Here is a 22,453-nt window from a genome sequence, read left to right as displayed (position 1 = left end):
TACAACAAAAAGACGCCCAGAGGAGCAAACGCAACTCCTCCCCGGGCGTCCCAAACATCGTTTACAGCAGTCGCAGTAAACGCAAAACCGTAAACCGGTTGCGCACGAACAGCGCATCCCGCAGTGACGCCGCGACCAGCTCCGGCTCCACGCCGAGCTGCTCCGGCGCAACCGGTCCCTGCACAGCCCCGAGCCAAGCAGCCAGCTGCTCGGGTGCAGGGACCGCGCGGGCGATGGCCTGCACATCGCCCCAGCGCATAGCGATGCGCGCTTTCAGCGCCTCGCTATCAACAACACCGCCATCCGCCGGAAAATTCTCGGCGATGACTTGCTCGGCCATGGCCCCGTAGGCCCCGCGGATGCGCTCCGCATCCGTCTCCCGGCTCGGGGCCTGGCTTTGCGCTAGGCGCGCAGCGGCCTCAGCGGCCGTGATGTCCCGCAGCGACGCATAGCGCTGCGCCATCATCACGGTCGCGACGCCGACCTTCGCGCCGTGCAGCAGCGCCCGGCGGCGCTGCTGCAGAAGCACCATCTCCCAATAGTGGGAGAGATGGTGCTCAGCTCCGGAGGCCGGCCGCGAGTGGCCGACCATAAGCATGGAAAGGCCGGACAGCAGCAGGCCTTCCATCAGCTTTAACATGCCGAGATCCGTGCGCTGCGCGATCTCGTCCAAGTGAGCCGTGCAGAGCTCCACGGCTTCCAACGTCAACTGCGCGCTCAGCTCGCAGTAGTGCTCGTCAAGCAGCACACGGCCAAGCGACCAGTCCGCAAGCGAAGTATGCTTGCCGAGCATGTCGCCGAGGCCGGCTGCGATCATCGCTTGCGGCGCTTCCGCGAGCAGCGCGAGATCGGCAAAAATCGCTTCCGGTGAACTTGCCGGAATCGTGGTTTTGAAGCCGCGCACGATCAGCGGCGCGCCGACGGAAGCAAAGCCGTCGACGGATGGCGCTGTCGGCACAGACAAGAAAGGCCGCTTCGTGCGGTGAGCCGCGAAGCGCACGATGTCGTGCAGGGTTCCCGCCCCCACGGCAACCAGAACCTCCGACGATAGTGGCGTGTCCAGCAGCAGCTGAACGATTGCTTCCTCATCGGCGGCAACTTCACCCATCGCGTTCTCACGGATCACGCTGATGCTGACCTTGACTTGCGCGGCTTCCAGCAGTCCGCGCAGCTTCACGCCCGCCGCTTGATACGTCTTCTCGTCCGCAACAAGCGTAACTTCACAATATCCGGCTTCTTTCACATAACCGGCCACCTGCCCCAGCGCATCTCGCTCAATCACGATACGTCGAATCGGAACTTCATGCTTTTGTCCACAAGGGCAATCAATCGTACGACCAAGCCATGTATCCAAAACCTCACTCATCCCTCAATATCCCCTCTCCATCTCCAAACCAAATTTTTGCTTGCTCCGTCACATATGATCTCATCAGCCATCTCAAGATGTACGTACAAGTACTTCTTCCCCTATTTTAACAAAACCTGTGCTATAATGATACACACTGCCTTCATCGCAAGTAGGAGGAGAATATCCATCATGCCTATTCAAACCGAAACGGAGCTCTACGCTCCGGTGAAACAATATTTCGAAGATCGCGGCTATGCCGTTCGCGGAGAAGTGAAACATTGTGACCTAGTCGCCATTCGCGGGGATGAGCCCCCTATCGTCGTAGAGCTCAAAAAAAGCTTTAACATTCCGCTTCTTGTGCAAGGTATCGACCGGCTTCGTCTAACGGAGCAAGTATATGTCGCTTTCGAATTGCCTAACAAAGGGAAAGCTCCACATCGCTTGCAGTGGGAGGATATCCGGCGTCTCTGCCGTATGCTGGGGCTTGGCGTCTTGACCGTACAATTCTACAAACGCAAAAAACCCGCAGTCGATCTCGTCTGCGAGCCTACGCCTTATACATTACGTCATAACAAAAGAGCAGCTTTAAAAGTCGTCAATGAATTTCATGAACGCAGCGGCGACTACAACGTAGGAGGCAGCTCCCAGCAAAAGCTAATGACCGCTTATCGTGAGAAATCGCTGCATTGCGCCTATTTGATGCGTGAGCATGGACCTCTCAGTCCGCGGAAGCTGCGGGACCTGACGAATAACAAAGCCGTCAGTTCCCTGCTCCAAAAAAACTACTATCGCTGGTTCGTTCGCCAAAGCCGCGGCATCTATCACATTACCCCGCTCGGTGAAAAAGCTTTGGCGGACTACGTTCACGTTACAACTGCTTTTTCCCCTGCCGAAGCACCAAATTCTTAAGAGCGAACGACCACTTTATGGGCGTTCGCTTCTTCTTTTAACATGAGCAGCACCTTGTTCATCCAGATCGCGGCTTGTGCGCCCTCGCCCATCGCAATCGTGACCTGCTCCGCATGTACGCCTACGTCACCGGCTGCCCAGAGGAACGGCACACTGGTCATTTTGGAACGGGCATCGGTCATGATGTGCCGATTTTCCAATCGTTCCGCACCCAGCTGACGAGCCAGATCCGATTTCACTTCATTTCCACCAAAAGCAATGAATCCGCGCTCCGCTTGCAGACGTTTCCCATTAACGGTCACAAGCCCTCCAAAAAGCCCGTTTTCCTGCCCAAGCACCTCTTGAATATCATCCGCTATGTAAGTGATCCCTTTTTTCTTAAGCTCTTCCAAATGGCTGCCTTTTACAGCGCACAAGCCATGGTTAACATAAGTCAGCTTATCCGTGCGAAGGCTGAGCTTCAGTGCCATTGCGGCTCCGACATCACCTGAACCCATCACGATCGTCTCTTTATTTTTTATTTCATAACCATCGCAATCCGGGCAGACATAAATCGTTAATCCGAGACAGGGCTTTAACCCTGGAATCTCAGGGATACGGTCCATCAATCCTGTCGCAAGCAGCAGCGTCGGCGCTTCATAACCTTTACCGGACTTCCCCCATAACTCAAAGCCATCGCCTGGCTTTCCCTTATTCACCGCTTGCACAACTTCATCCTGGGCAAAAGCTACCCCCAACCTCTCGGCCTGCAGCCTTCCCAGCCTGCGAAGCTCTTCGCCTGAAACGCCATCTGGCCAACCTAGAAGATTGTGATAGCTTTTGCACAAGGTTGACCTGCCATAGCCGGCATCAATCACAAGAACGCGGTGTTCATATCTGCCAAGCTGAATGGCCGCCTGAAGTCCGGCGATGCCTCCGCCAACAATTATACTGTCATACTGTTCCATGACCTGATGTCCCTCTTCTCCTATTATCTATCCCTAGGATAACCGGGTTAGGGCGCTTTCATGCTCATGTTAACGATTCTTAATAGACCAGACCAAAGCAAATTGCGTGAGAGAGGCGATCATCAGAATCCACGGAATCATCCCGCCTTCCAAATCACTGCCAAATGTAATGAAGCAAAAAATGGAAATAACACGCCCTACGTTTAGAAAAAGCTCTCGAACGACAACGCTTTCGACTTTCAATTCGCCCTTAAGCGGCAATTTCGCGATGAGCCCGTAATAGTAACCCGTCATGGTGTTGCCTTGCAGCGGCGAAAAGACCGAATATAAAATCATAAATCCTACGACAGTCCAAATCGTGATGCTTCCTAATAAAAGCGACACACCGACCAGATACCCGATCGTGGAGATCGCTAGATACAGACGAGATTTGCTGCCCTGCGCATATTTCGAAATAAACATGCCCATGGCTATGCTTAAACTAGAGTAAAGCACCCCTAAATAGCCAACGATATCTTCCCGCGGCATAACTTGAAACAAGAGAATGTTCGGAAGGAATAACATCGTGCCTTGGAGCAAGCCCATCCCGAAAAAACCAAGCAATGCCTTCAGCCAGTCTCGGTTTTTTTTCATAATGAGCCCGGTCCACTTTAAATAGTACACGCGATGGTGTCCGCCCGAAGCTTTTATTTTCATAGATATCAAGGCAGCAAGCAGAAACATACAAAATGCGATGCCAAAAACGATGGTATAGCCACTGAGGCCTTCTTTTAATCGGATAATAAACCCGGCAAGCGCCGGTCCTGCCAGAGAAGCCATCGTGAAAAAAATCATGTTGTAAGCAAGATAGCGAATACGATTCTGCTCAGTTGACACATCGTACATAAGCGTCAGATATCCTACCCAGTAAAAAGCAGCGGCGAGACCATTGAAAATGGCGAACGCTACATAATATTTTACAAGCGCCTCTTGCGCAATAATCACACTCAAGTAAAATAAACCGATCAGCATGATGCCTAAGCGGTACGAGACCATTCTGTCTTTCTTTTTGATCATCCAACCGCCAAGGGCGAACCCAATCGGTGTCAAAATGTACACGATAATGTTGTAAGTTCCATTCACGGCTACGCTGTGTGTCAAACGCCAGAGATATAAGTTCAGAAACACACCTGACATCGAAGCGCCAAATTGAAAAGTAGAATGAATAATGAGTGAAATGACCGCTTCGCGAGTTAATCTTTTCTCTTGCGGCAGTGTGTTCCCTTTGCTTTGTAACCAAGATTTGATTCCTAAATCCATCGTAGCCCCCCGCTCCTCAGTCCTCCTTATTGTAACAGCCCTCCCATCCTTCTGTTAAACGGCAAAAAGCCCCAGCTTTGGCGCTGAGGCTCTATTTCTATCCAATATCGTATTACTTCTTCAAGCTATCCCATGTTTTCTGGAATTCATCAAGCATTTGGTCCTTCGTATACTTCTTCGCTACATAACCTTGCATAATGTCGCCGAATTTTTTACTGGATGCTTCGCCGCCAGGGAACTTGAACCAGTTCCAGCTCAATGTTTTGCCAGCTTTGCTGTAAGTAATAATGTCAGCCGCCAATGGTCCAAGCACTTTCTCGTCAGCAGGAATGGATTTGAAAGCCGGGATGAATTTGAACTCGTCTGTGATATACTTTTTACCCACATCGGACGTTACCATCCAGTTCAGGAATTTCTTCGCTTCGTCTTTCACAGCGGAGTTTTTGTTAATAACCCAGTTGTTAGGAACACCGACAAACAATTTGTCGTTCGAAGCCGCATCATCGTTGATCGGCATTGGCAAGAAGCCAACTTTGATGTCCGGGTTCGTTTTGGAAATTTGGACTTGTGTCCAGTTACCTTGCTGCGTCATTGCCGCTTTGCCTGTTGCAAAATCAGTTACTTGCGTGTTGTAGTCCGTTTGCAGCGGGTTTTTGTTTCCATATTTCAATTGAAGATCAAATAAATTTACCCATTGGTTAAATTGCTCGTTACCTGGAATTTTCGCTGTTCCTTTGTTCAAACCATCGATGAAAGCATTCGGATCTTTCTGATACGCGAAAGGAAGGTTTACGAAGTGATTGCCCAGTACCCACCACTCGCCATATCCGTTTTCAAAAGGTGTAATCCCTTGAGCTTGCAGCTTTTTAGCGGCATCTTCCAGCTGTGTGATTGTTTTTGGCAGCTCAGTAATACCTGCTTTCGCGAACAAATCTTTATTGTATTGGAAGCCGTAACCTTCAAGGTTCAACGGTTGGCCGTATAGTTTACCATTTTTGGTCATTGGCTCTTTCGCCACGTCTACAAGGTCACCAACCCAAGGTTGATCGGAAAGATCTTCCAGGTTGTCGATCCATTTATCAAGATCGGAGAAGCCGCCATTGTTGAAAATGTCCGGTTTGTCGCCGGAGTTGAACTTCGCCAGCAAAGCTGCGCCATAATCCGCGCCGCCGCCTACCGTATCAATTTGAATTTTCACGTTAGGATTCAGCTTTTGATATTCAGCTACCAATTTACCCAATTGGTCCGCAATTTCTACTTTGAACTGGAACATTTTAATTGTTACAGGTTTACCGGATGCAGCAGGCGCTGCTGATGATGTCGCCCCCGCTGAAGCAGCAGGCGCAGGTGTCTCTTCTTTTTTACCACAGCCAGCTGCAACCACAGAAAGTGTGAGCAAAGCAGCCATACTGATCATCGTTAATTTTTTCATTGAGGTGAAGCCTCCCTTTTTTTGTTTACTCAGCTTACCCTGATAACAGGCCGTTCATTCCCTCGTCATCAGCTTACATGGTTTATTGTAAACACTTTCTTGAACCCTTAACACAGAGGATATTGAACATAAAGGTGGAAGATTTTGAACTTCCTAACAAAAGTGTCACCCTTTTACGGAACCTGCCGTGATACCTTCAACAATATGCTTCTGCATGGCCAGGAAGAAAATAACGATCGGTAGAACGCCCAACGTTAGACCCGCCAAAGCCAAATCCCATTGCTTCGTATATTGTCCAAAGAAAGAGAACGTCGCTAAAGGTATAGTTCGCAGATCGGGACTGTTTAGCACGAGTGATGGCAGCAAATAATCGTTCCAAATCCATAAACTGTTCAAAATTACGACCGTCGTAGACATCGGTTTTAATAACGGGAACACGATACGCCAGAATACGCCATAAGGCGAGCAGCCATCCACCGTTGCCGACTCTTCAATTTCGAGCGGAATGGATTTGATAAAGCCGTGGAACAAGAAAACGTTTAGGGATACACCGAAACCAAAGTAACAAATAATCAAGCCTATCTTACTGTCCATCAGTCCGACACTGCTCGCTACACGAACCAACGGGATCATAATGGACTGAAACGGAATGACCATCGCCGCAACGAAGGCCAAGAAGACAAGATTGTTGAATTTACTTGGCTTCCGTACCATGCGATAAGCAGCCATAGAGCTAATAACGACTAGCCCGATATTACTGAAAACCGTAATGATCAACGAGTTCATGAACGCGCTAGGGAACTTCATGATCGTCCATACTTTTTTGTAATTATCGAAATACAACGTTTGCGGAAGCTTTGCTGTACTTGCAGCGAGCTCTGGGAACGTTTTGAGCGAGTTGACAATAACAAAGTAAAACGGAACCAGGAAGAGCAGAGCGATCAGGATCCCCAGCACTTCAAGCGTGAATAACCGTCCGGAATATTTTTTGACTGTTTCCATTACACTTCAACCTCCTTGCGTTTCGTATACATCACTTGGATGGTCGAAATAATGGCAACTACGATGAAGAACACTAATGCTTTCGCTGTTCCTAAGCCATAGTTATTGTTGCGGAACGCTTCTTGATAAATATTAATCGATACGGATTCTGTGGAGTTGAACGGTCCGCCTTTGGTCAAGGAGAAGTTCAAGTCGAACATTTTGAAGTTCCACGAAATGGTCAGGAACAGACATACCGTAACCGCCGGCATAATGAGCGGAACAATAATACTTCTAAGTACTTGGAAACGGGTCGCTCCATCAATATAGGCCGCTTCGATCATATCTTTGGGCACATTGGACAGCGCCGCAATATAGATGATCATTAAGTAGCCCGCACCCTGCCAAATACTAACGATCGCAATCGCCCAGAAAGCCGTAGGCGCGTCGCCCAGCCAAGGCAGTTGGAAAAAGCTCCAGTTCGTCAATTCGCCCAGTGTTCCGAAACCTTTGACGAAGATAAACTGCCAGATGAACCCAAGCAGAAGTCCGCCGATGACGTTCGGCATGAAGAAAATGGTACGCAGCAAATTTCTTGTTTTCAACGCTTGTGTGAGCAGCAGCGCCAACAGGAATCCGACGACATTCGTTAGAATAACATCCGTTACGGTAATCCGCGTTGTGAACCAGAAAGCGTTGCGGTAATCCTTGTCATCAAATAGAAGGTGCTTGAAATTGTCCAAACCGTTGAATTTCACGTTTGTCGTGACACCATTCCACTCTGTAAATGAATAATAAATGCTCATGAGAAAAGGAACTACTACAATGAGCGCGAAAAATAGGAACGCAGGTCCGATGAACACCCATTGCTGTAATAGTCCTGATAACCCCTTGCTCTGTTTCATGGGAATTTCCCCCTTACGATTAGGTAACTATAACCTATAGTATAAATACCTTTATCCTCCTGAAACACAGATAATCGTGATGCATTAGGTGGAATTTGTTGACCTCTACTGCTACAATATAGGGTGAAAAGTCCACGAAGAAACCGAGTTGATTCGACATGTTTCGTCACAGCATACGCAACAAACTGATCCTTTTTCTGCTGATCGCCACACTCGTTCCATTCATTACCTCCATCGTAGTCTCCTATATATTCACCAAGGAAAAAGTCACCGAAGATACCATCACCAACAATTCGGCCCTCATCTCCCAAGCGAAATTGAATATATTAAACTATTTAAATGGGGTTGTCCAAGCATCTACAACAATCTATACAGGTCAGCATTTGTCAGAGCTCGGACAATTATACGATATTCTGGAACGTGAGCGGGATATCGATTATATGAGTGATAAAGTGATCAAAAGCGGGCTGCAGGTCATGTCGCATGCCGTTAAAGAGTTTAAACAAGTTTACTTGTACGCTTCTGTGAGCGACCGCTCCTTTTTGTCGAGCAACGACTTCACAGGAAGTACAACCGGTAAATATGAGTTTTTGCGGCCTTTTCCGGAAGACAAAACCGTTTATTTTGAAACCACTCATATGAATCACAGTTACAATATTGCAATTAACGTGTATTCTGCTCCAACACCAGTCCTGTCTATGCATCGCAAGCTGATGTACTCACCGAATAACACATCAATTGGAGAGCTGATCATTGATCTTCATTTGGATCTGATATCGGAAATTTCCCAGAGCTTGTACACACATGACACAGAAGAACTGTACATTCTGGATAATGAGGGCAATATTGTATTTGGTCCGGATCCATCCAAATGGGGACAGCGGCTTGAAGGCAGCTGGGGAAACGAAGCTATTCACAGCTCTTTGGACAAGGGCTCGTATGAATGGAGCAAAGGGCCTTATGCCGGCATCAATGTTTTTGAAAAAATGAAAACGGACTATGTCGACTGGACGATTGTCAAACGTCTTCCCTACGATCAATTAACCAAAAATGCCAAACAATTAACACTCATCAACTCGTTGGTCCTGACTTTTTTCATGCTGATCGTCATCGGTGGAACGATTTATATTTCCATTCGTTTTACAGAACCGATCAAGCAATTGATCCGTTATATCACGCGCATTCAGGCGGGTCAGGTTCAACTGGGCCAGATGCATAAAGATATCGAATTGACGCGCACCGATGAAATGGGCATTCTAGCCAATCGTTTTCACGGCCTCATGCAGGATTTGAATCAAATGGTCATGCGCGAATACCGTCTGGAGCTTGCGAACAAGTCCAATCAGCTTATGGCGCTGCAAGCTCAGATCAATCCGCATTTTCTGAACAATGCGCTGCAATCTATAGGTACGCTAGCTTTGCAGCACAATGCGCCCAAAGTGTATGCTTTAATCGCTTCGCTGGCCAAAATGATGCATTACAGCATGAATACGAATGAATCCGTCGTCCCTTTGGGCAAAGAACTTGAACATATTAAAGCTTATCTGGAGCTGCAAAAGCAGCGCTTTGAACATCAATTCCAGATCGTCTACGACATCGAGGAAGGCACCAAGGCTATCTCAGTGCCCAAGATGATGATTCAGCCGCTTGTCGAAAATTATTTCAAACATGGTTTTAATCCAAGCGCAGCTGAAGATGGGCTCTTGCGTATTCAAGCATCCAAACGCATAAAGGAAGAATATGAATTTTTAGAAATAATGGTTGAGGATAATGGAATTGGCGTTACGGAGGAGCGTTTACGCGAAATTAGAAACAGGCTGAATGCTCTCTCCACAGGCGATGAGGCCTGCATTGGGCTTAGCAATGTACTGACTAGAGTAAAATTGTATTTCACTGACGATGCTACTCTTGACATTGAACATGCGCAGCCCCGGGGGTTAAGAATCGTCATCCATATCCCGATGAATAAGGGAGTTACTTCATGAAAGTTTTACTTGTCGATGATGAGAAACATGTGCGTGATGCCATCCGACTGCTTGTGAACTGGGAGCAGCACGGTATTGATACCATATTGGAAGCGCCGGACGGCGAATCCGCCACCGCGCTTATTGCCCAACACCAACCTGAAATCATTATGACAGACATGATGATGCCCATCATGAACGGCGTGAAGCTGCTGGAGTGGCTGCAAGCGAATGCTCCAAACTCCAAAACGATTGTCATCAGCGGTCATGACGATTTCTCCTTATTGCGCCATACCTTGAAATATGGAGGAACCGACTACATCCTGAAACCCATTGATCCGGATCAGCTGAATGAAGCGCTGGATAAAGCGATCCAGGCTTGGTCCAAGGATGAAGAGCTTCGTCAAACCAATCGCGAGCTGAATATTGAAATGAATACGATTAAGCCGATGTATTGGGACAAGCTTCTTTCCGGAATCATCGCAGAGCCTTCCACGTATGAGAGCGCCGCTGAGCAGCTCGACAAAGAACTTCAGTTGACCCGGAACATTAACGAATGCCGGGTTGCCATTTTATCGCTCGATACCATGGAGCGCAGTGTGAAAAATAAGTTCAGCCAGAACATGGACCTCTTATTTTTCTCGCTCATCAATATTTGTAATGAATTTCTCACGACGGATGGCCGCGGCTTCGCTTTCCGCCATTGGCACAGCGAAACGGAAATTGTTCTTCTATTATGGAAGGATCTCCTCGGGGCTGAAGCTTTTTTGGAAAAAATTAATGAAGGCATGCGCACTACCCTGCACACCCGCGTTGATTTTGGAATCGGCCGCTTGCATATTTTCCCTGCTGATGTGACCTTATCCTATCAAGAAGCGCGCGATGCGCTTCGCAAACGCAACCTTAAAGCTAGGGATACCTGGATTCACAGTATGTTGAACCCTGCCAAAGCCCCTCAAGCTGCGCTAACCTTTACCCAATATGAGGAGAAAATCAATCTGGCTATCCGCAGCGGCAGCATAGAGCAGATTGAGGAAGCCATCCAGCTATGGATGGACACCGTCAAGCTAAGCGAGGTCATTACGTTGGAACAGCTCGATCTGTGGTGGCGGGAGTACACCGTCATGAAACGTCGCTGGGTGCAGCAGTTCTTCTCCGGCATTAGCGAGGACAAAGTCAAGGAAATGCTCTCGGATGAGCCAACCAGCTTCATTGTGCCGCTTGACGAGCAGGGGATTTTGTCTCTTTCCCAGTGGCAGCAGGAGCTTACACGAAGTATCGTGCACATATCCAAGATGCTGCTTGAGAATCAGCACAAGGACAAAAATGTGATTTTCGAAATTGCCGAATACCTTCAAAATCATTATCACGAAGATGTGACTTTGCAGGAAATTGCGAGCCGTTTTTTCCTGAGCCGCGAATATATCTCCCGCAAATTCAAGCAGGAATTCGAGGTGAACCTCTCGGATTATTTAGGTCAGATCCGCATGAGCAAAGCGAAGGTTCTGCTGCGCAATCCGCATCTTCGGATTTCCCAAGTGGCCGAAATGGTCGGTTATCAGGATGAGAAATATTTCAGCAAAGTTTTCAAGAAATTAGAGGGCATTACCCCGAATGAATATCGAAAAACATCGAATTCCATCTAAATTTCTGTATAAAATAGGGAATATGCTATACTAGGAGACAGAGGTGATTATCATGAGTATGCAAATCGAAACAACAACGGCGAATTCCTTCCCTCGCGCGGCCAAAGCCACAAAAGCTGGAAGAAAAACGTACGTTTACTTGTTTCTTGGTTGGGTCATGCTGATCGCAATCGGAGTGGCAGCAGCCATGCTGTATACAGAGCATTTAAGACAACAAATCGCAACCGATATCGCACAGCAAACCCAGCAGCAATTACAAGTCGTGCAGGAAGATTATCAGAAGCAAGTGACTGACTTGAAAGACAACGTTTCAACAGAGATGAAAGCTTTACAGACCAAAGTAGACTCTTTGAATGAACTGCTTTCCTTCACGAAGGACAGCGCCAACAGCAAGACCGATAACAGTAACCAGCTCTACACCCAGTTGGCTGATGTGAAGAAGAAGCTTGATGAGCTGCAAAAGAACTTGGATGTGTTGAAATAATGACGACCATTCAAGGTATCAATCGCGTCTTTCTACTGGCTTGCGCCCCGTTCGTGGGCATGTTGATTTGGCTGCTTTTCGTTACCGCGAGTATCCCTATTCATCCATGGTCAACTGCTCCTGCAGTTCCAGTTTCCTTTCAGCAAGAATCTTCTGCTCTTGACAGCTTGCTGACCAAAGCAACGATGGATGCAGCGCAAACCAAGACGATTATTCAGAAATATTTTGAACTGTATGAGAAAAGCACAGCCGAAGTCACGGCTGCCCTTCAAAGTGCCACAGCCCAAGTCGCCAAGCCCGGCATTATCTATGATGCGCGGATTACCGCGAAGCTTGGCAGCCCCATTCGGCAAGCCTCATCTGGGAATATTGATTTGAAACTGTTTGCTTTGAGTGAAAATAACTACAAAGGTTATGCCCTTAAAGTAAACCTCAAAAGCGATAAAGCCATTAAGCTTGTTCTCGGCAAAGATAAAATGGGCTCCAGCGAGACCACTTTGGAAGCTGTGTCTCGCTACGGCGCTATTGCCGGGGTAAATGCAGGAGGTTTTGCCGATGACAGCAAAGGCAAGCGCTACCCGCTCGACACGACGGTGATGAACGGCAAGTACTTAAACGGCTTTTTCCCGACGAAAAACGATACGATTTTCATCGGCTTGAATAAAGACCGCCAGCTCATTGGCGGCAAGTTCAGCTCCCAAGCTGACCTGGACAAGCTGAATCCGCTGATGGGTTCGACCTTCGTTCCTACGCTCCTTAAGAACGGAGCCAAAGCGACCATCCCGTATCAGTGGCAAAGCTCGCCTGCGCGTGCAGCCCGAACCGTGATGGCCAATTACAAGAACGACCAGCTGCTGTTTATCGTAACTGACGGCTATGATGAAAGCGGCAACTCAGGAGCAACGCTGGCTGAGCTGCAGGACAAGATGCAGCAGTTAGGCATTGTCGACGCTTATAATCTTGACGGAGGCGGTTCTACTACGCTAGTTATGGGTGGAAGCGTCATTAATCGCCCGTCCGATGGAAAGCTGAGACCGCTGGCTACGAACTTTTTATTTTTCAAATAACCGCATTTATTCACATTTTATTCAATATTTTTTTTAGAATGTTTGGGGTATAATAAAGGTTAACTATATGCTTCTACGTTCTTTAACCTATAGGGGGTGCAGCAATGTTTGGCTTATCAGCAACATTTTGGCTCGTTAATTCCGTTTTTGTGCTATTTCTCGTCGCAATGATGACGGCTTCCTATAACGAGGACAAAACTAAGGGCCTGTAAGTTGACCAAAGACCATCGGAATGTCTCATTCCGGTGGTCTTTTTACGTTCGGCTAAACGAAAAAAAGCACCGCTTTCCATGTAGGAAAGACGATGCTTTTTTCACTATTACGCTCTCACTTTAAGTACATTCATTTCTGTTACACAAGTGCTGCATATGTAACGTTCTTTGAATTCACTCACGCTCTCCATACTGCCGCAAAATACGCATTTCGGGCGGTATCTTTCCAAAATGATATGATCACCCTGTACCAAAATCTCGACAGGATCCCCTTCATTCATCTGATATCGTTTACGTAACGATTTAGGCAGAACAATACGTCCCAATTGATCGACTTTACGAACGACTCCGGCTGGTTTCATCATAGGACTTCACCTCTCTTCCGCTATCATTTTCTATGCTCGCGTGTGGGCTTAGCATATCTATACGGACTGATAGGGAATACTATTCGCCGTTGGTCAAGAAACTCCTTCTAATTAAAAGCCGAAATTTCTTTTATTGTCAATTTTGTCGACACAGACCTAAATAACTTTGTCCTCCTACTAACCGGCCAATCTAGTCAAGCCCCTCGAAACCGGTCTGCCGCAATGCCTCATAGAGCATAATGGCAACCGAATTGGATAAATTGAGCGACCGGACGTTATCCGACATCGGAAGTCGAAGCAGTGTTTCCGGATGCTGACGCAGAAGATCCTCCGGGAGACCTTTCGTCTCTTTGCCAAAAACCAAAAAGTCGCCATCCTGAAATGTAAATTCTGTGTAACGCTTTTTGGCCTTCGTCGTTGCAAAAAAGAAGCGATGCCCTTTATACATCTCCAGCACTTCGTCAAATGAATCGTGATACTCGAGTTTTACGGAGTGCCAATAATCCAAGCCAGCGCGCTTCAGCGTTTTGTCATCTGTCTGGAAGCCAAGCGGCCTGACCAAATGGAGATGCGTGCCTGTTGCCGCGCATGTCCTTGATATGTTTCCTGTATTTGCAGGAATTTCGGGTTCTACTAGTACAATATGAAAAGCCATCTCTGTCAAATTCACCTCATCCTCTATCCTATTATATGCGCCCAAGGATTGCAATTTTACACAGGGTTAACTTTATCTTAATATGTCGATGATAGAGCCCCTTCATAATAGAGTTATCCTTCTCGATAAAAGGAGTCAACCTAAATGCTGAAAAAAAAGATCCTCGTTGTCGATGACGAACCTTCAATCTCCATGCTTATAGAGTTCAACCTGAAGCTCGTGGGCTTCGAAGTATATTGCGTATTCGATGGTGAAGCTGTATTTGATGCGATTCAAACTTTTCGACCTGACCTCATTGTTCTAGACCTTATGCTGCCGAAAATGGACGGCTTTCAAGTATGCCGCAAACTGAGAAACCAGAATAACCTCGTTCCGATTATTATGCTCACAGCCATGCAGGACCTTACGGATAAAATTGCGGGGCTCGATAACGGGGCCGACGATTACATGACGAAGCCGTTTTCGCCGCAAGAACTTATTTCCCGTATTCATGCGATTCATCGTCGGATTCAGACGTTGCCGTCTGCTTCCGAAAACACGCCGATTACAATTGGCCAGATTTCAATCAAAGCTGACCAACGCGAAGTTACGATGAACGGTGCACCGATCGAACTCACACCCAAAGAATTTGAACTGCTGCTATTCCTATGCAAACACCGCGGTAAAGTGCTAAGCAGACAACAGCTGCTTCATGGCGTCTGGGATTATCACTTCCTGGGCGATACCCGAATCGTCGATGTGCACATTTCCCATTTGCGTGATAAAATCGAACAAAATGCCCGCAATCCGGAATATATCATGACAATTCGCAATGTTGGTTACAAACTGACGGAGCCTGTCGTGAAAGAATCACTGGCTTAAAGAATGACAAAATCGCCGCCCACTCAACGTTGCAGGGGCGGCGATTTACCATTTATCAATTGTCAGCTATCTGCATAGCTTCAATCAGCATTCGGAATAACTGCAAGTCCTCTTTGGCATCCTCCGGCGTTGTTTTCGGCGTTAAACCATTCACGACTACATCGTAAAAATACTCAAATTGACAAGTGTATGCATCCTTAAAAGTAGGACGAACAACCGTTTCGCTATACGCTTCCCCGTTGGTTTCGTTCACCTGCAGCGTTGTAGGAAGATGGCGCATGTACGGCGTATTGTACTGGACTTTCAGCGATTTGTTGTCGCCGTAAACTTCAATGTGCGCATCAAACCTTCTTATATTGTCAATCCCCGTTTCATAGGTAACATGAAAACCATCATATTCCAATATCGCGCTCATAAATCGGCCGTTATTCCATTGCCGAGCGGAAACCACCCTCTTGGGGAATCCGATCACTTCCCGCATCGCGGATAGATCATGGCTGCCTAGCCCGCAAAGCAAACGATAGGCTGAACGCAAATCCACGGGGGCTTCGCCAATGGCGTCCTTCACCAATTTGGCCGCCCGATCTGCGCGGTCTGACTTAGCATGCTCACTGATATCATCAAAACGATGGACTTTACTCGATTGGTCGATAAACAAATGATTTCCACCAATAATATCACGGACCCTCACATAGTTGATCGTATCCAGCTTCTTCACTTCTTCAACCATTTGCACGAATGCCGGGGCATACCTTCTCATATAACCGACCATGACTTTCACGCCCATTTCATCCCGGACACGAATGATATCATCGGCTTCTTGCAAGGTTAAGCACATCGGTTTTTCGATTAACACATGCTTTTTGTTCTGGAGAGCGGCAATCACACAATCCGCATGATATTCATCACTATTGCAGATGAGAACGGCATCCAGCTCTGGAAGGCTCGCCATTTCGGCAGCATCCACATAGCGGTTCGGCACGTGATACCTATCCCCGATCACCTCTAATAGCTTAGGTGAAATGTCGCAGATAGCAGCGATTTCATACCTCTCAGACAAGGATTCCAATACGGGGAAATGGATAATTTGGGCGACCTCGCCAAGACCTACAATGCCTAATTTTATTTTGGACACGGAAATCTTTCCCCCTTATAGACGACTAGCATTGTTTTACGGACCGCTAGCAAATCCAGCTATGAACACAGGTAGTATCTCTTCCCATATGTACGCTGGCAAGGACAACTTCATACATGTTTGCGCTTACAATTCTTGACTGAGATACAGCTTGGCGGAGGGAATAACCTTATACTAGAGATATGTTCGTCAACACTACAACTTTGAGGAACTATAGACCGCTATTCTGGTAAATCAGCCCGTTTCAGCGTTCAAGCGGAACTACAGGGTCTTATATGTCCGCCTCATCCCGTTTTCTTTAAGAAAACGGATAAATAGCGCCCCACAGTTCCCCTCCGCGTGAAAAAGAGCTTATTTCGACGAAATAACGCCCTGTAGTTCTCCTACCATAGAGGAACCGCTCAAGCGCTTTTTATATGCAAAAAAGGTACCCAAAGGCACCTTTTATCAAACCTTAAAAAACAAAATCATCATCCGTCAAAGCTTCAACGTGAATCGTACGCACATACCCGTTCCCTTTTTTCGAGAAAAAGTCATGCTGCTTCGTCTTCGTGCTGAGTCCATTCAGAACAATCGGGTTAATATCCTCTTCCGGGAACAACGGCTCTACCCCTAAGTTCATGAACGCTTTGTTCGCGTTGTAGCGCAGGAATGCTTTCACATCATCCGCCAGCCCCAGAGGACCATACAGGCTTTCCGTATAGCCTTCCTCATTCGCATGAAGCTCTTTCAGCAGCGCAGACAACGTCTCATACGCCTCATCTTGCTCAGCAGGGCTAAGCTCTGCGTAAACTTCCTGAGCCAATACACCAATGTACAGACCGTGAATACTCTCGTCGCGTAAAATCAAATCAATGATTTCCCCGCTGCTTGTCATTTTACCCTGTCCGGCCAAATAAAGCGGGTAATAGAAGCCGCTGTAGAACAAGTAGCTCTCCAGCAAAACCGACGATGCCATTGCTAAGTACAGCTCTTTGGTCGTCGTAATATTCTCGTAATAATGGGAAATTTTATTCGCTTTGAACTGCAGATAAGGATTCTGCTCTACCCATGCAAATAATTCATTGATCTCTTCTGTCGTCGACAGTGTCGTGAAAATAGAGCTGTACGACTTCGCATGAATTTGCTCCATCATGCCCATGAAGCTGAGCACCGCTTTGCGCTGCAGCCCGTCGACATGCTCAAGAATCTTCGGCATGCCAACGCCGCCTTGCATCGTATCAAGCAGCGTGAGGCCGCCGAGCACCTTCATGTATAGCTCACGCTCAGCACCGCTCAGCGTGATCCAGGACATTTTATCGTCAGACAATGGAATTTCTTCGTCCGTCCAGAACTGCATAATGTTCTGATTCCAGAATGTTATTGTGAAATCATCATCCGGCCGGTTCCAGTTCACCGCTTTTTTGACGATTGGCTGATTAATGGTAGTTGCCGTGCTCATCTATGTTTGGTCCCCTTCCCAATTACACCGAACAGCTGACACATTCCTCAACGGATAGCTGATTCGTTCGCGTGTAGTAGAGCGATTTAAGTCCTTTGTGTGCCGCATACAGATACAATCTAGCAAGTTGTCTCGTAGATACATCACTATTTACGTGCAAAATAGTTGAAATGCCCTGATCCACATGCGTTTGAATTTCCGCAATCAGATCGAGAATTTTGAATTGATCCATTTGATACGCGGATTTATAGTAAAAATAATTGTCACGAGCCATGAATGGCATCGGGTAGTATGTCGTTGAGTTCGCATATGTACGAGTCTCGATCGGTTCAACAATCGGCATAACGCTCGAAGTGGAGTTTTGGATATACGAAATACTTTGTGTTGGCGCAACAGCCAAACGATAAGCATGATACAATCCGTGCTTCCGGACTTCTTCTTTCAGCTTGCTCCAATCGTCCCGTGATGGTATCTCCATACCAGCAAACAGTTCCTTCACTTTATCGGTAACCGGACGGTAATCTGTCTCTGTGTAACGGTTAAAATAAGCGCCGTTCGCATATTCAGACAGCTCAAAGCCCTCGAAGACCTGCCCTTTCGCTTTGGCAATTTCCATACTTTTTTCAATCGAATAGTAGTTCATCGCCATGAAGAACGTGCGGACGAAATCCTTCGCTTCTTCGCTCTCATAGCTGATTTTGTTTTTGGATAGATAGCCGTGCAGATTCATGACTCCCAGACCAACCGAGTGCAGCTCACGATTCGCTTTAGCCACGCCTGGCGCATTGCTGATCGTCGTCATGTCACTGACTGCTGTCAGAGCCGTCATGCCCTCATGAACGGTTTCACGCAATTTCTTGTGCCCCATCACATTCGCAATGTTCATGGAAGCCAAGTTACAGCTGATATCACGCAGAATCACATCATCTTGACCGTAATCATTGATTTCCGATGTTTCTTGCAGTTGGAAAATCTCTGTGCAGAGATTGGACATTTTGATCGTTCCGATCCCTTTCAGGGCATGATCCCTGTTCGCATTCGTACGATTCATCATATAAGGATAACCGGATTCCAGTTGCGTTGTCGCAATTTTGACCAGCATGTCACGCGCGCTCATCACGACTTTTTTCTTCACTTTCGGGTTCGCTAGCAGCTCATCGTACATTTCATCAATATCCAGATCATCCAGATGCTTGCCGTAAGCTTGCCACACCGTATAAGGAGCAAAAACATGAAGAGGTTTGTTCTCTTCCGCCAGCTTGTAGAACTTATTCGGTACGATAAGACCGATGGAAAGTGTTTTCAGACGCGATTTCTCATCTGCATTAATTTTCTTACTGTCCAGGAACTCCATAAGATCCCAGCCGAAAATGTTATAATAAGCCGCTCCGGAGCCTTTGCGCTGTCCCATTTGATCCGCATAGGAGAACGCATCCTCCATCAGCTTAAGAACAGGCATAATCCCTTTGGCTGCGCGTTCTACGCCTTTGATGGACTCGCCGCGCCCGCGAAGTTTGGACAAGTTAACGGCTACGCCGCCGCCAATTTTGGACAGCTGCATGCATGTCGCCAGTACGTAGTTAATCGAGTTGAGCGAGTCATCCATCTCCAGAAGGAAGCAGGAAACCATCTCGCCACGGCGGCTTTTCCCTGCGTTCAGGAATGTCGGCGTCGCCGGCTGCAAACGCTGCTCCATCATCGACACGGCAAGCGTACTCGCCGTCTCAACGTTACCGCGTCCCAAGTAAAGCGCAACAATCGCAACGCGATCCGGGAAATGCTCCAGGTATAAGGATTTATCGTCACTGCGCAAAGCGTAATCTGTATAGAATTTCGAAGCTGCCATGTAGGAGGCGAACTCGAACTGATGATCGTGGGCCACTTGATAAACTTGATTTACTTCTTCTGAAGTGTAGTACTCATAGACATTCTCATAATAGTTGTTATCAATCATATAACGAACTTTTGAAGAGGTATCGGGGAAAGTGAGGCTTTTACTGTGAACATCCTGCATAAAAACTTCAACAGCTTCTTTATCCTTCTCTAGTTGAAAAAAACCATCCGCTCCGCGTTGCATTAATAAATTATTCAGCTCAATGTGCCGCAATTGCATGTACCCCCTGAACAAATCGTTCTACATCATTTTTGGTGCCGGATAACTCAAACTTCGTTAACACAGGCACATCATACAGCTGTGAAATGGTGTCTGCGCTTTTGGCAAACCCGTCTCCCCAGTTGCGGTTGCCGCTTGCTGCCACTCCGATCAAATTGGAGGCGTTCGTTTCCAGGAAGGAACTTACCTTCTCAGGAACTTGGCCAAATCCGGTTGTGTAGGTAACGAGCACGAAAGGCTCGTCCACTTTCAACGCTTCCTCGATTTGGATCGCCGGCATTTGAAGTTTGTTAATAAATCGGCGAACATTCCCCGTTTTCGAATCGTAAGCAATCAGCATGGGCTCCGTCTCCTAACATCTCTATCATTGGTTCAAGCATTCTCGTTCTTGTGTCTGTCTTATGTAGATAACCTATATGTAGTTAGTAATATAAATCTTACCGTCCATCCATATCTAGTATTGTCCTCTGTCTCCTCGACAAAATAAGCGCATTTCTGCAAGCAGGAAAACGGCTGAAAATAGCGGTAAATCGGGTGTTTTCCCGGTATTACGCGATATTTCCGCTGCGAATTCAGGAGTTGCCGAATTCGCTTTTTCCCACGACATCTAGTTGATAGATTCAAATTTATATCAATATATTGTGTTTGTCAACGTGTATTATGACACATTTCCGAGCCCAAAATAGGCAAACCCAGACGGGGCGTGGCTCGAGAGGATTTGAAAAAATATTTTCATTTTAGACTTGAAATTTTCACATTTGTCGAAAGGAACTTCGCTTGGAATCTCTTCTTTTCCCCTACTAGATCTAGTTCCGTACCCCACTCAAAAAAAGCCTCTCAAACCGTCTCAGAGGCCATCTTAAGACATTGTAAACGACAATCCGACCCTTCTATCCTGAGAACATAAAAAAGCTATCCACGCGCACATGAGGGTGCCATGAATAGCTCCTTGATTTAGCTTATTGATTTAGATAATAATTTCGTCCGTTACTAGCCGTTGCGTTTTTGGAAATCAATCATGAAATCTGCGAGCGCTTTGCAGGAAGCGTAAGGAACCGCATTGTAAGTAGATGCTCTCAAGCCGCCTACACTGCGATGGCCTTTCAACCCGACAAATCCGTTCTGCTCGGTTTCCTTGATGAATTTCTTCTCCAGCTCTTCATCCTGCAAGCGGAACGTGATGTTCATTGCCGAACGGCTGCCTTTATCGACAGGACCACGGTAGAAACCGCCGCTTTGATCAATTGCGCTGTAGATCAAACCTGATTTCTCCAGATTGTTTTTCTCGATAACAGCTAATCCGCCTTGTTCCTGAATCCATTTCAACACAAGGTTCACCATGTAGATGGAATACACCGGAGGCGTATTGTATAGGGAATTGTTTTTGCCGTGAATGTCATAACGAAGCATGGTCGGGATTGTTTTCGGCAGGTCCTGCAGAAGATCTTCTTTGACGATGACAACCGTCACGCCGGATGGACCTAGATTTTTTTGGGCGCCGGCATAAATCATGCCGAATTTCGAGACATCAACCGGACGGCTCAAGATATCGCTGGACATATCCCCGATAAGCGGCACATTGCCTGTGTCCGGGTAACTTTGGAACTGAGCGCCTTCGATCGTTTCATTGGAAGTCAAGTGGAGGTAAGCGGAATCCGGATGAATGTTGATTTCACTGAGATCCGGAATTTTCATGAATTTGTTCTCTTTGGAGCTGGCAGCAATCGCTACTTCTCCGAAAAGGTTTGCTTCTTGCACCGCTTTCTCAGCCCAGGCGCCGGTCAGCACATAGCTGCCCACTTTGCCCGGCTTCAAGAAATTCATAGGAATCATAGCGAACTGCGTACTTGCTCCGCCTTGTAAGAACTGTACTTGATAACCGTCAGGAATAGCAAAAATTTGCTTCAATAATTGCTGCGTTTCCGTATGTACTTGCTCATACTCCGCGCTGCGATGCGAAATTTCCATGATCGACATGCCGATACCCTTAAATTCGACAAGTTCCTCTTGCGCTTTCTGCAAAACTTCGAGCGGTAATGCCGCAGGCCCTGCGTTAAAGTTATAGGCCCGATTTCCCATGAATGACCACACCTTTGCTTTTGTATTATGGCTATGATAGCAATATTCTCCTCATGCATCAAGTAAAACCTTAGTTGGCAATGCTAGTTGAAGCAGGAAACCGGAACCAGGAGACACGACATAAAAATCCAAAAAGGAGTCCACACTCACATGCATCCCTCCGCTCATTCGACAAAAGCGCTTTCAACACCGTCCGACACGTACCGGCTTTTTGTCGGCATCCGGCTCCCGCAAGAAACACAGCGGGAGCTGGCTCTCGTGGCCGCCGCCCTCAAGGAGCGGCTGCCTTTCCAGAAGTGGACGCATCCGCAGGACGTCCACGTCACGTTAAGCTTTCTCGGCGACGCATCCGCCGAGAAAGCTCAGGCGCTGGCGCACGACCTGCGCCAGCTTGCAGCAGCTGCGCTGCCGCTGACCCTGCACGCCGACGGGCTCGGCGTGTTCGGACCTCCGGCAGCGCCGTCGGTGCTGTGGGCGGGCGTCGCCGGCGACCTGGACGCGCTGGCTGCGCTGCAGCGCGAGGTCGCGGGCGCCTGCGCCCGCCAAGGCTTTCCGGCCGAGGCTCGCGCCTACCGGCCGCATCTCACGCTAGCCCGCCGCTACCGGCTGG

The 22,453-nt window shown here is 47.5% G+C and carries 20 protein-coding genes; 7 read left to right on the top strand and 13 right to left on the bottom strand.

Annotation, left to right across the window (positions count from 1 at the left end; all coding sequences use genetic code 11):
- Window positions 1–61 precede the first annotated feature (61 nt).
- Window positions 62–1,366 carry a sn-glycerol-1-phosphate dehydrogenase gene (locus PCH02S_RS29055; RefSeq protein WP_127457587.1) on the bottom strand — a complete coding sequence of 435 codons (1,305 nt, stop codon included), beginning with the start codon at window positions 1,364–1,366 and terminating at the stop codon, window positions 62–64.
- A 171-nt stretch (window positions 1,367–1,537) separates the two neighbouring features.
- On the opposite strand from PCH02S_RS29055, the gene PCH02S_RS29050 reads away from it, so the two are divergent.
- On the top strand, window positions 1,538–2,257 hold the full coding sequence (locus PCH02S_RS29050; protein ID WP_127457586.1) for a DUF2161 domain-containing phosphodiesterase: 720 nt from the start codon (window positions 1,538–1,540) through the stop codon (window positions 2,255–2,257).
- Here PCH02S_RS29050 and PCH02S_RS29045 read toward each other — a convergent pair.
- From PCH02S_RS29045 to PCH02S_RS29025, 5 genes are all read right to left on the bottom strand, one after another.
- Window positions 2,254–3,204: an NAD(P)/FAD-dependent oxidoreductase gene (locus PCH02S_RS29045; protein ID WP_127457585.1), complete on the bottom strand. Its 951-nt coding sequence runs from the start codon at window positions 3,202–3,204 to the stop codon at window positions 2,254–2,256. The genes PCH02S_RS29050 and PCH02S_RS29045 overlap by 4 nt on opposite strands.
- Window positions 3,205–3,273: 69 nt before the next feature.
- Window positions 3,274–4,503, bottom strand: a complete 1,230-nt coding sequence (locus PCH02S_RS29040) for an MFS transporter (protein WP_127457584.1) — start codon at window positions 4,501–4,503, stop codon at window positions 3,274–3,276.
- Window positions 4,504–4,615: 112 nt separating this feature from the next.
- The gene (locus PCH02S_RS29035; RefSeq protein ID WP_127457583.1) at window positions 4,616–5,935 is read right to left on the bottom strand and encodes an ABC transporter substrate-binding protein; all 1,320 of its coding nucleotides are present in this window, start codon (window positions 5,933–5,935) and stop codon (window positions 4,616–4,618) included.
- A 165-nt stretch (window positions 5,936–6,100) separates the two neighbouring features.
- Complete coding sequence (locus tag PCH02S_RS29030) at window positions 6,101–6,937, bottom strand: carbohydrate ABC transporter permease (protein WP_127457582.1); 837 nt, start codon at window positions 6,935–6,937, stop codon at window positions 6,101–6,103.
- Window positions 6,937–7,821 carry a carbohydrate ABC transporter permease gene (locus tag PCH02S_RS29025; RefSeq protein ID WP_127457581.1) on the bottom strand — a complete coding sequence of 295 codons (885 nt, stop codon included), beginning with the start codon at window positions 7,819–7,821 and terminating at the stop codon, window positions 6,937–6,939. Before PCH02S_RS29025 ends, PCH02S_RS29030 begins: the two co-directional genes overlap by 1 nt.
- A gap of 158 nt (window positions 7,822–7,979) precedes the next feature.
- Between PCH02S_RS29025 and PCH02S_RS29020 the strand changes: the two genes are divergently transcribed.
- The 4 genes from PCH02S_RS29020 to PCH02S_RS29005 are packed head-to-tail and all read left to right on the top strand — an operon-like array spanning window position 7,980 to window position 12,982.
- Window positions 7,980–9,806, top strand: a complete 1,827-nt coding sequence (locus tag PCH02S_RS29020) for a sensor histidine kinase (RefSeq protein ID WP_127457580.1) — start codon at window positions 7,980–7,982, stop codon at window positions 9,804–9,806.
- Window positions 9,803–11,431: a response regulator gene (locus tag PCH02S_RS29015; protein ID WP_127457579.1), complete on the top strand. Its 1,629-nt coding sequence runs from the start codon at window positions 9,803–9,805 to the stop codon at window positions 11,429–11,431. Before PCH02S_RS29020 ends, PCH02S_RS29015 begins: the two co-directional genes overlap by 4 nt.
- A 52-nt stretch (window positions 11,432–11,483) precedes the next feature.
- The gene (locus PCH02S_RS29010) at window positions 11,484–11,915 is read left to right on the top strand and encodes a hypothetical protein (RefSeq protein ID WP_127457578.1); all 432 of its coding nucleotides are present in this window, start codon (window positions 11,484–11,486) and stop codon (window positions 11,913–11,915) included.
- Window positions 11,915–12,982, top strand: a complete 1,068-nt coding sequence (locus tag PCH02S_RS29005; RefSeq protein ID WP_127457577.1) for a phosphodiester glycosidase family protein — start codon at window positions 11,915–11,917, stop codon at window positions 12,980–12,982. The genes PCH02S_RS29010 and PCH02S_RS29005 overlap by 1 nt, the downstream gene beginning before the upstream one ends.
- A 319-nt stretch (window positions 12,983–13,301) precedes the next feature.
- Here the strand turns inward: PCH02S_RS29005 and PCH02S_RS29000 are convergent, their stop codons facing one another.
- Window positions 13,302–13,556, bottom strand: coding sequence for an AbrB/MazE/SpoVT family DNA-binding domain-containing protein (locus PCH02S_RS29000; protein ID WP_127457616.1), 255 nt, complete (start codon window positions 13,554–13,556; stop codon window positions 13,302–13,304).
- A 193-nt stretch (window positions 13,557–13,749) separates the two neighbouring features.
- Entirely contained in the window at window positions 13,750–14,214 is a 465-nt protein-coding gene (gene trmL, locus PCH02S_RS28995) for a tRNA (uridine(34)/cytosine(34)/5-carboxymethylaminomethyluridine(34)-2'-O)-methyltransferase TrmL (protein WP_127457615.1), read from the bottom strand.
- 144 nt (window positions 14,215–14,358) lie between these two features.
- Here trmL and PCH02S_RS28990 point away from each other — a divergent pair, with 144 nt between their 5' ends.
- The gene (locus PCH02S_RS28990; protein WP_127457576.1) at window positions 14,359–15,075 is read left to right on the top strand and encodes a response regulator transcription factor; all 717 of its coding nucleotides are present in this window, start codon (window positions 14,359–14,361) and stop codon (window positions 15,073–15,075) included.
- A gap of 55 nt (window positions 15,076–15,130) precedes the next feature.
- Here PCH02S_RS28990 and PCH02S_RS28985 read toward each other — a convergent pair whose 3' ends face one another.
- The 5 genes from PCH02S_RS28985 to serC form a co-directional block, all read right to left on the bottom strand.
- Complete coding sequence (locus PCH02S_RS28985) at window positions 15,131–16,210, bottom strand: Gfo/Idh/MocA family oxidoreductase (RefSeq protein ID WP_218033190.1); 1,080 nt, start codon at window positions 16,208–16,210, stop codon at window positions 15,131–15,133.
- Between the two features lie 454 nt (window positions 16,211–16,664).
- Complete coding sequence (gene nrdF / locus PCH02S_RS28980) at window positions 16,665–17,651, bottom strand: class 1b ribonucleoside-diphosphate reductase subunit beta (RefSeq protein ID WP_127457574.1); 987 nt, start codon at window positions 17,649–17,651, stop codon at window positions 16,665–16,667.
- A gap of 22 nt (window positions 17,652–17,673) precedes the next feature.
- Complete coding sequence (gene nrdE / locus PCH02S_RS28975; protein ID WP_127457573.1) at window positions 17,674–19,758, bottom strand: class 1b ribonucleoside-diphosphate reductase subunit alpha; 2,085 nt, start codon at window positions 19,756–19,758, stop codon at window positions 17,674–17,676.
- On the bottom strand, window positions 19,745–20,104 hold the full coding sequence (gene nrdI / locus PCH02S_RS28970; RefSeq protein WP_127457572.1) for a class Ib ribonucleoside-diphosphate reductase assembly flavoprotein NrdI: 360 nt from the start codon (window positions 20,102–20,104) through the stop codon (window positions 19,745–19,747). The genes nrdE and nrdI overlap by 14 nt, the downstream gene beginning before the upstream one ends.
- A gap of 650 nt (window positions 20,105–20,754) precedes the next feature.
- A complete protein-coding gene (serC, locus tag PCH02S_RS28965) occupies window positions 20,755–21,843 on the bottom strand; it encodes a 3-phosphoserine/phosphohydroxythreonine transaminase (RefSeq protein WP_127457571.1) in 1,089 nt (362 codons plus the stop codon).
- Between the two features lie 150 nt (window positions 21,844–21,993).
- Between serC and thpR the strand changes: the two genes are divergently transcribed.
- On the top strand, window positions 21,994–22,453 hold a 460-nt coding region (gene thpR / locus PCH02S_RS28960; RefSeq protein WP_127457570.1), incomplete at its 3' end, for an RNA 2',3'-cyclic phosphodiesterase.

The sequence above is a fragment of the Paenibacillus chondroitinus NBRC 15376 genome (assembly GCF_004000765.1).
In the GTDB taxonomy this organism is placed as follows: Bacteria; Bacillota; Bacilli; order Paenibacillales; family NBRC-103111; genus Paenibacillus_E; species Paenibacillus_E chondroitinus.
The sequence above is the reverse complement of the archived record's forward strand: the minus strand, read 5'-3'. Positions and strand labels throughout refer to the sequence as shown.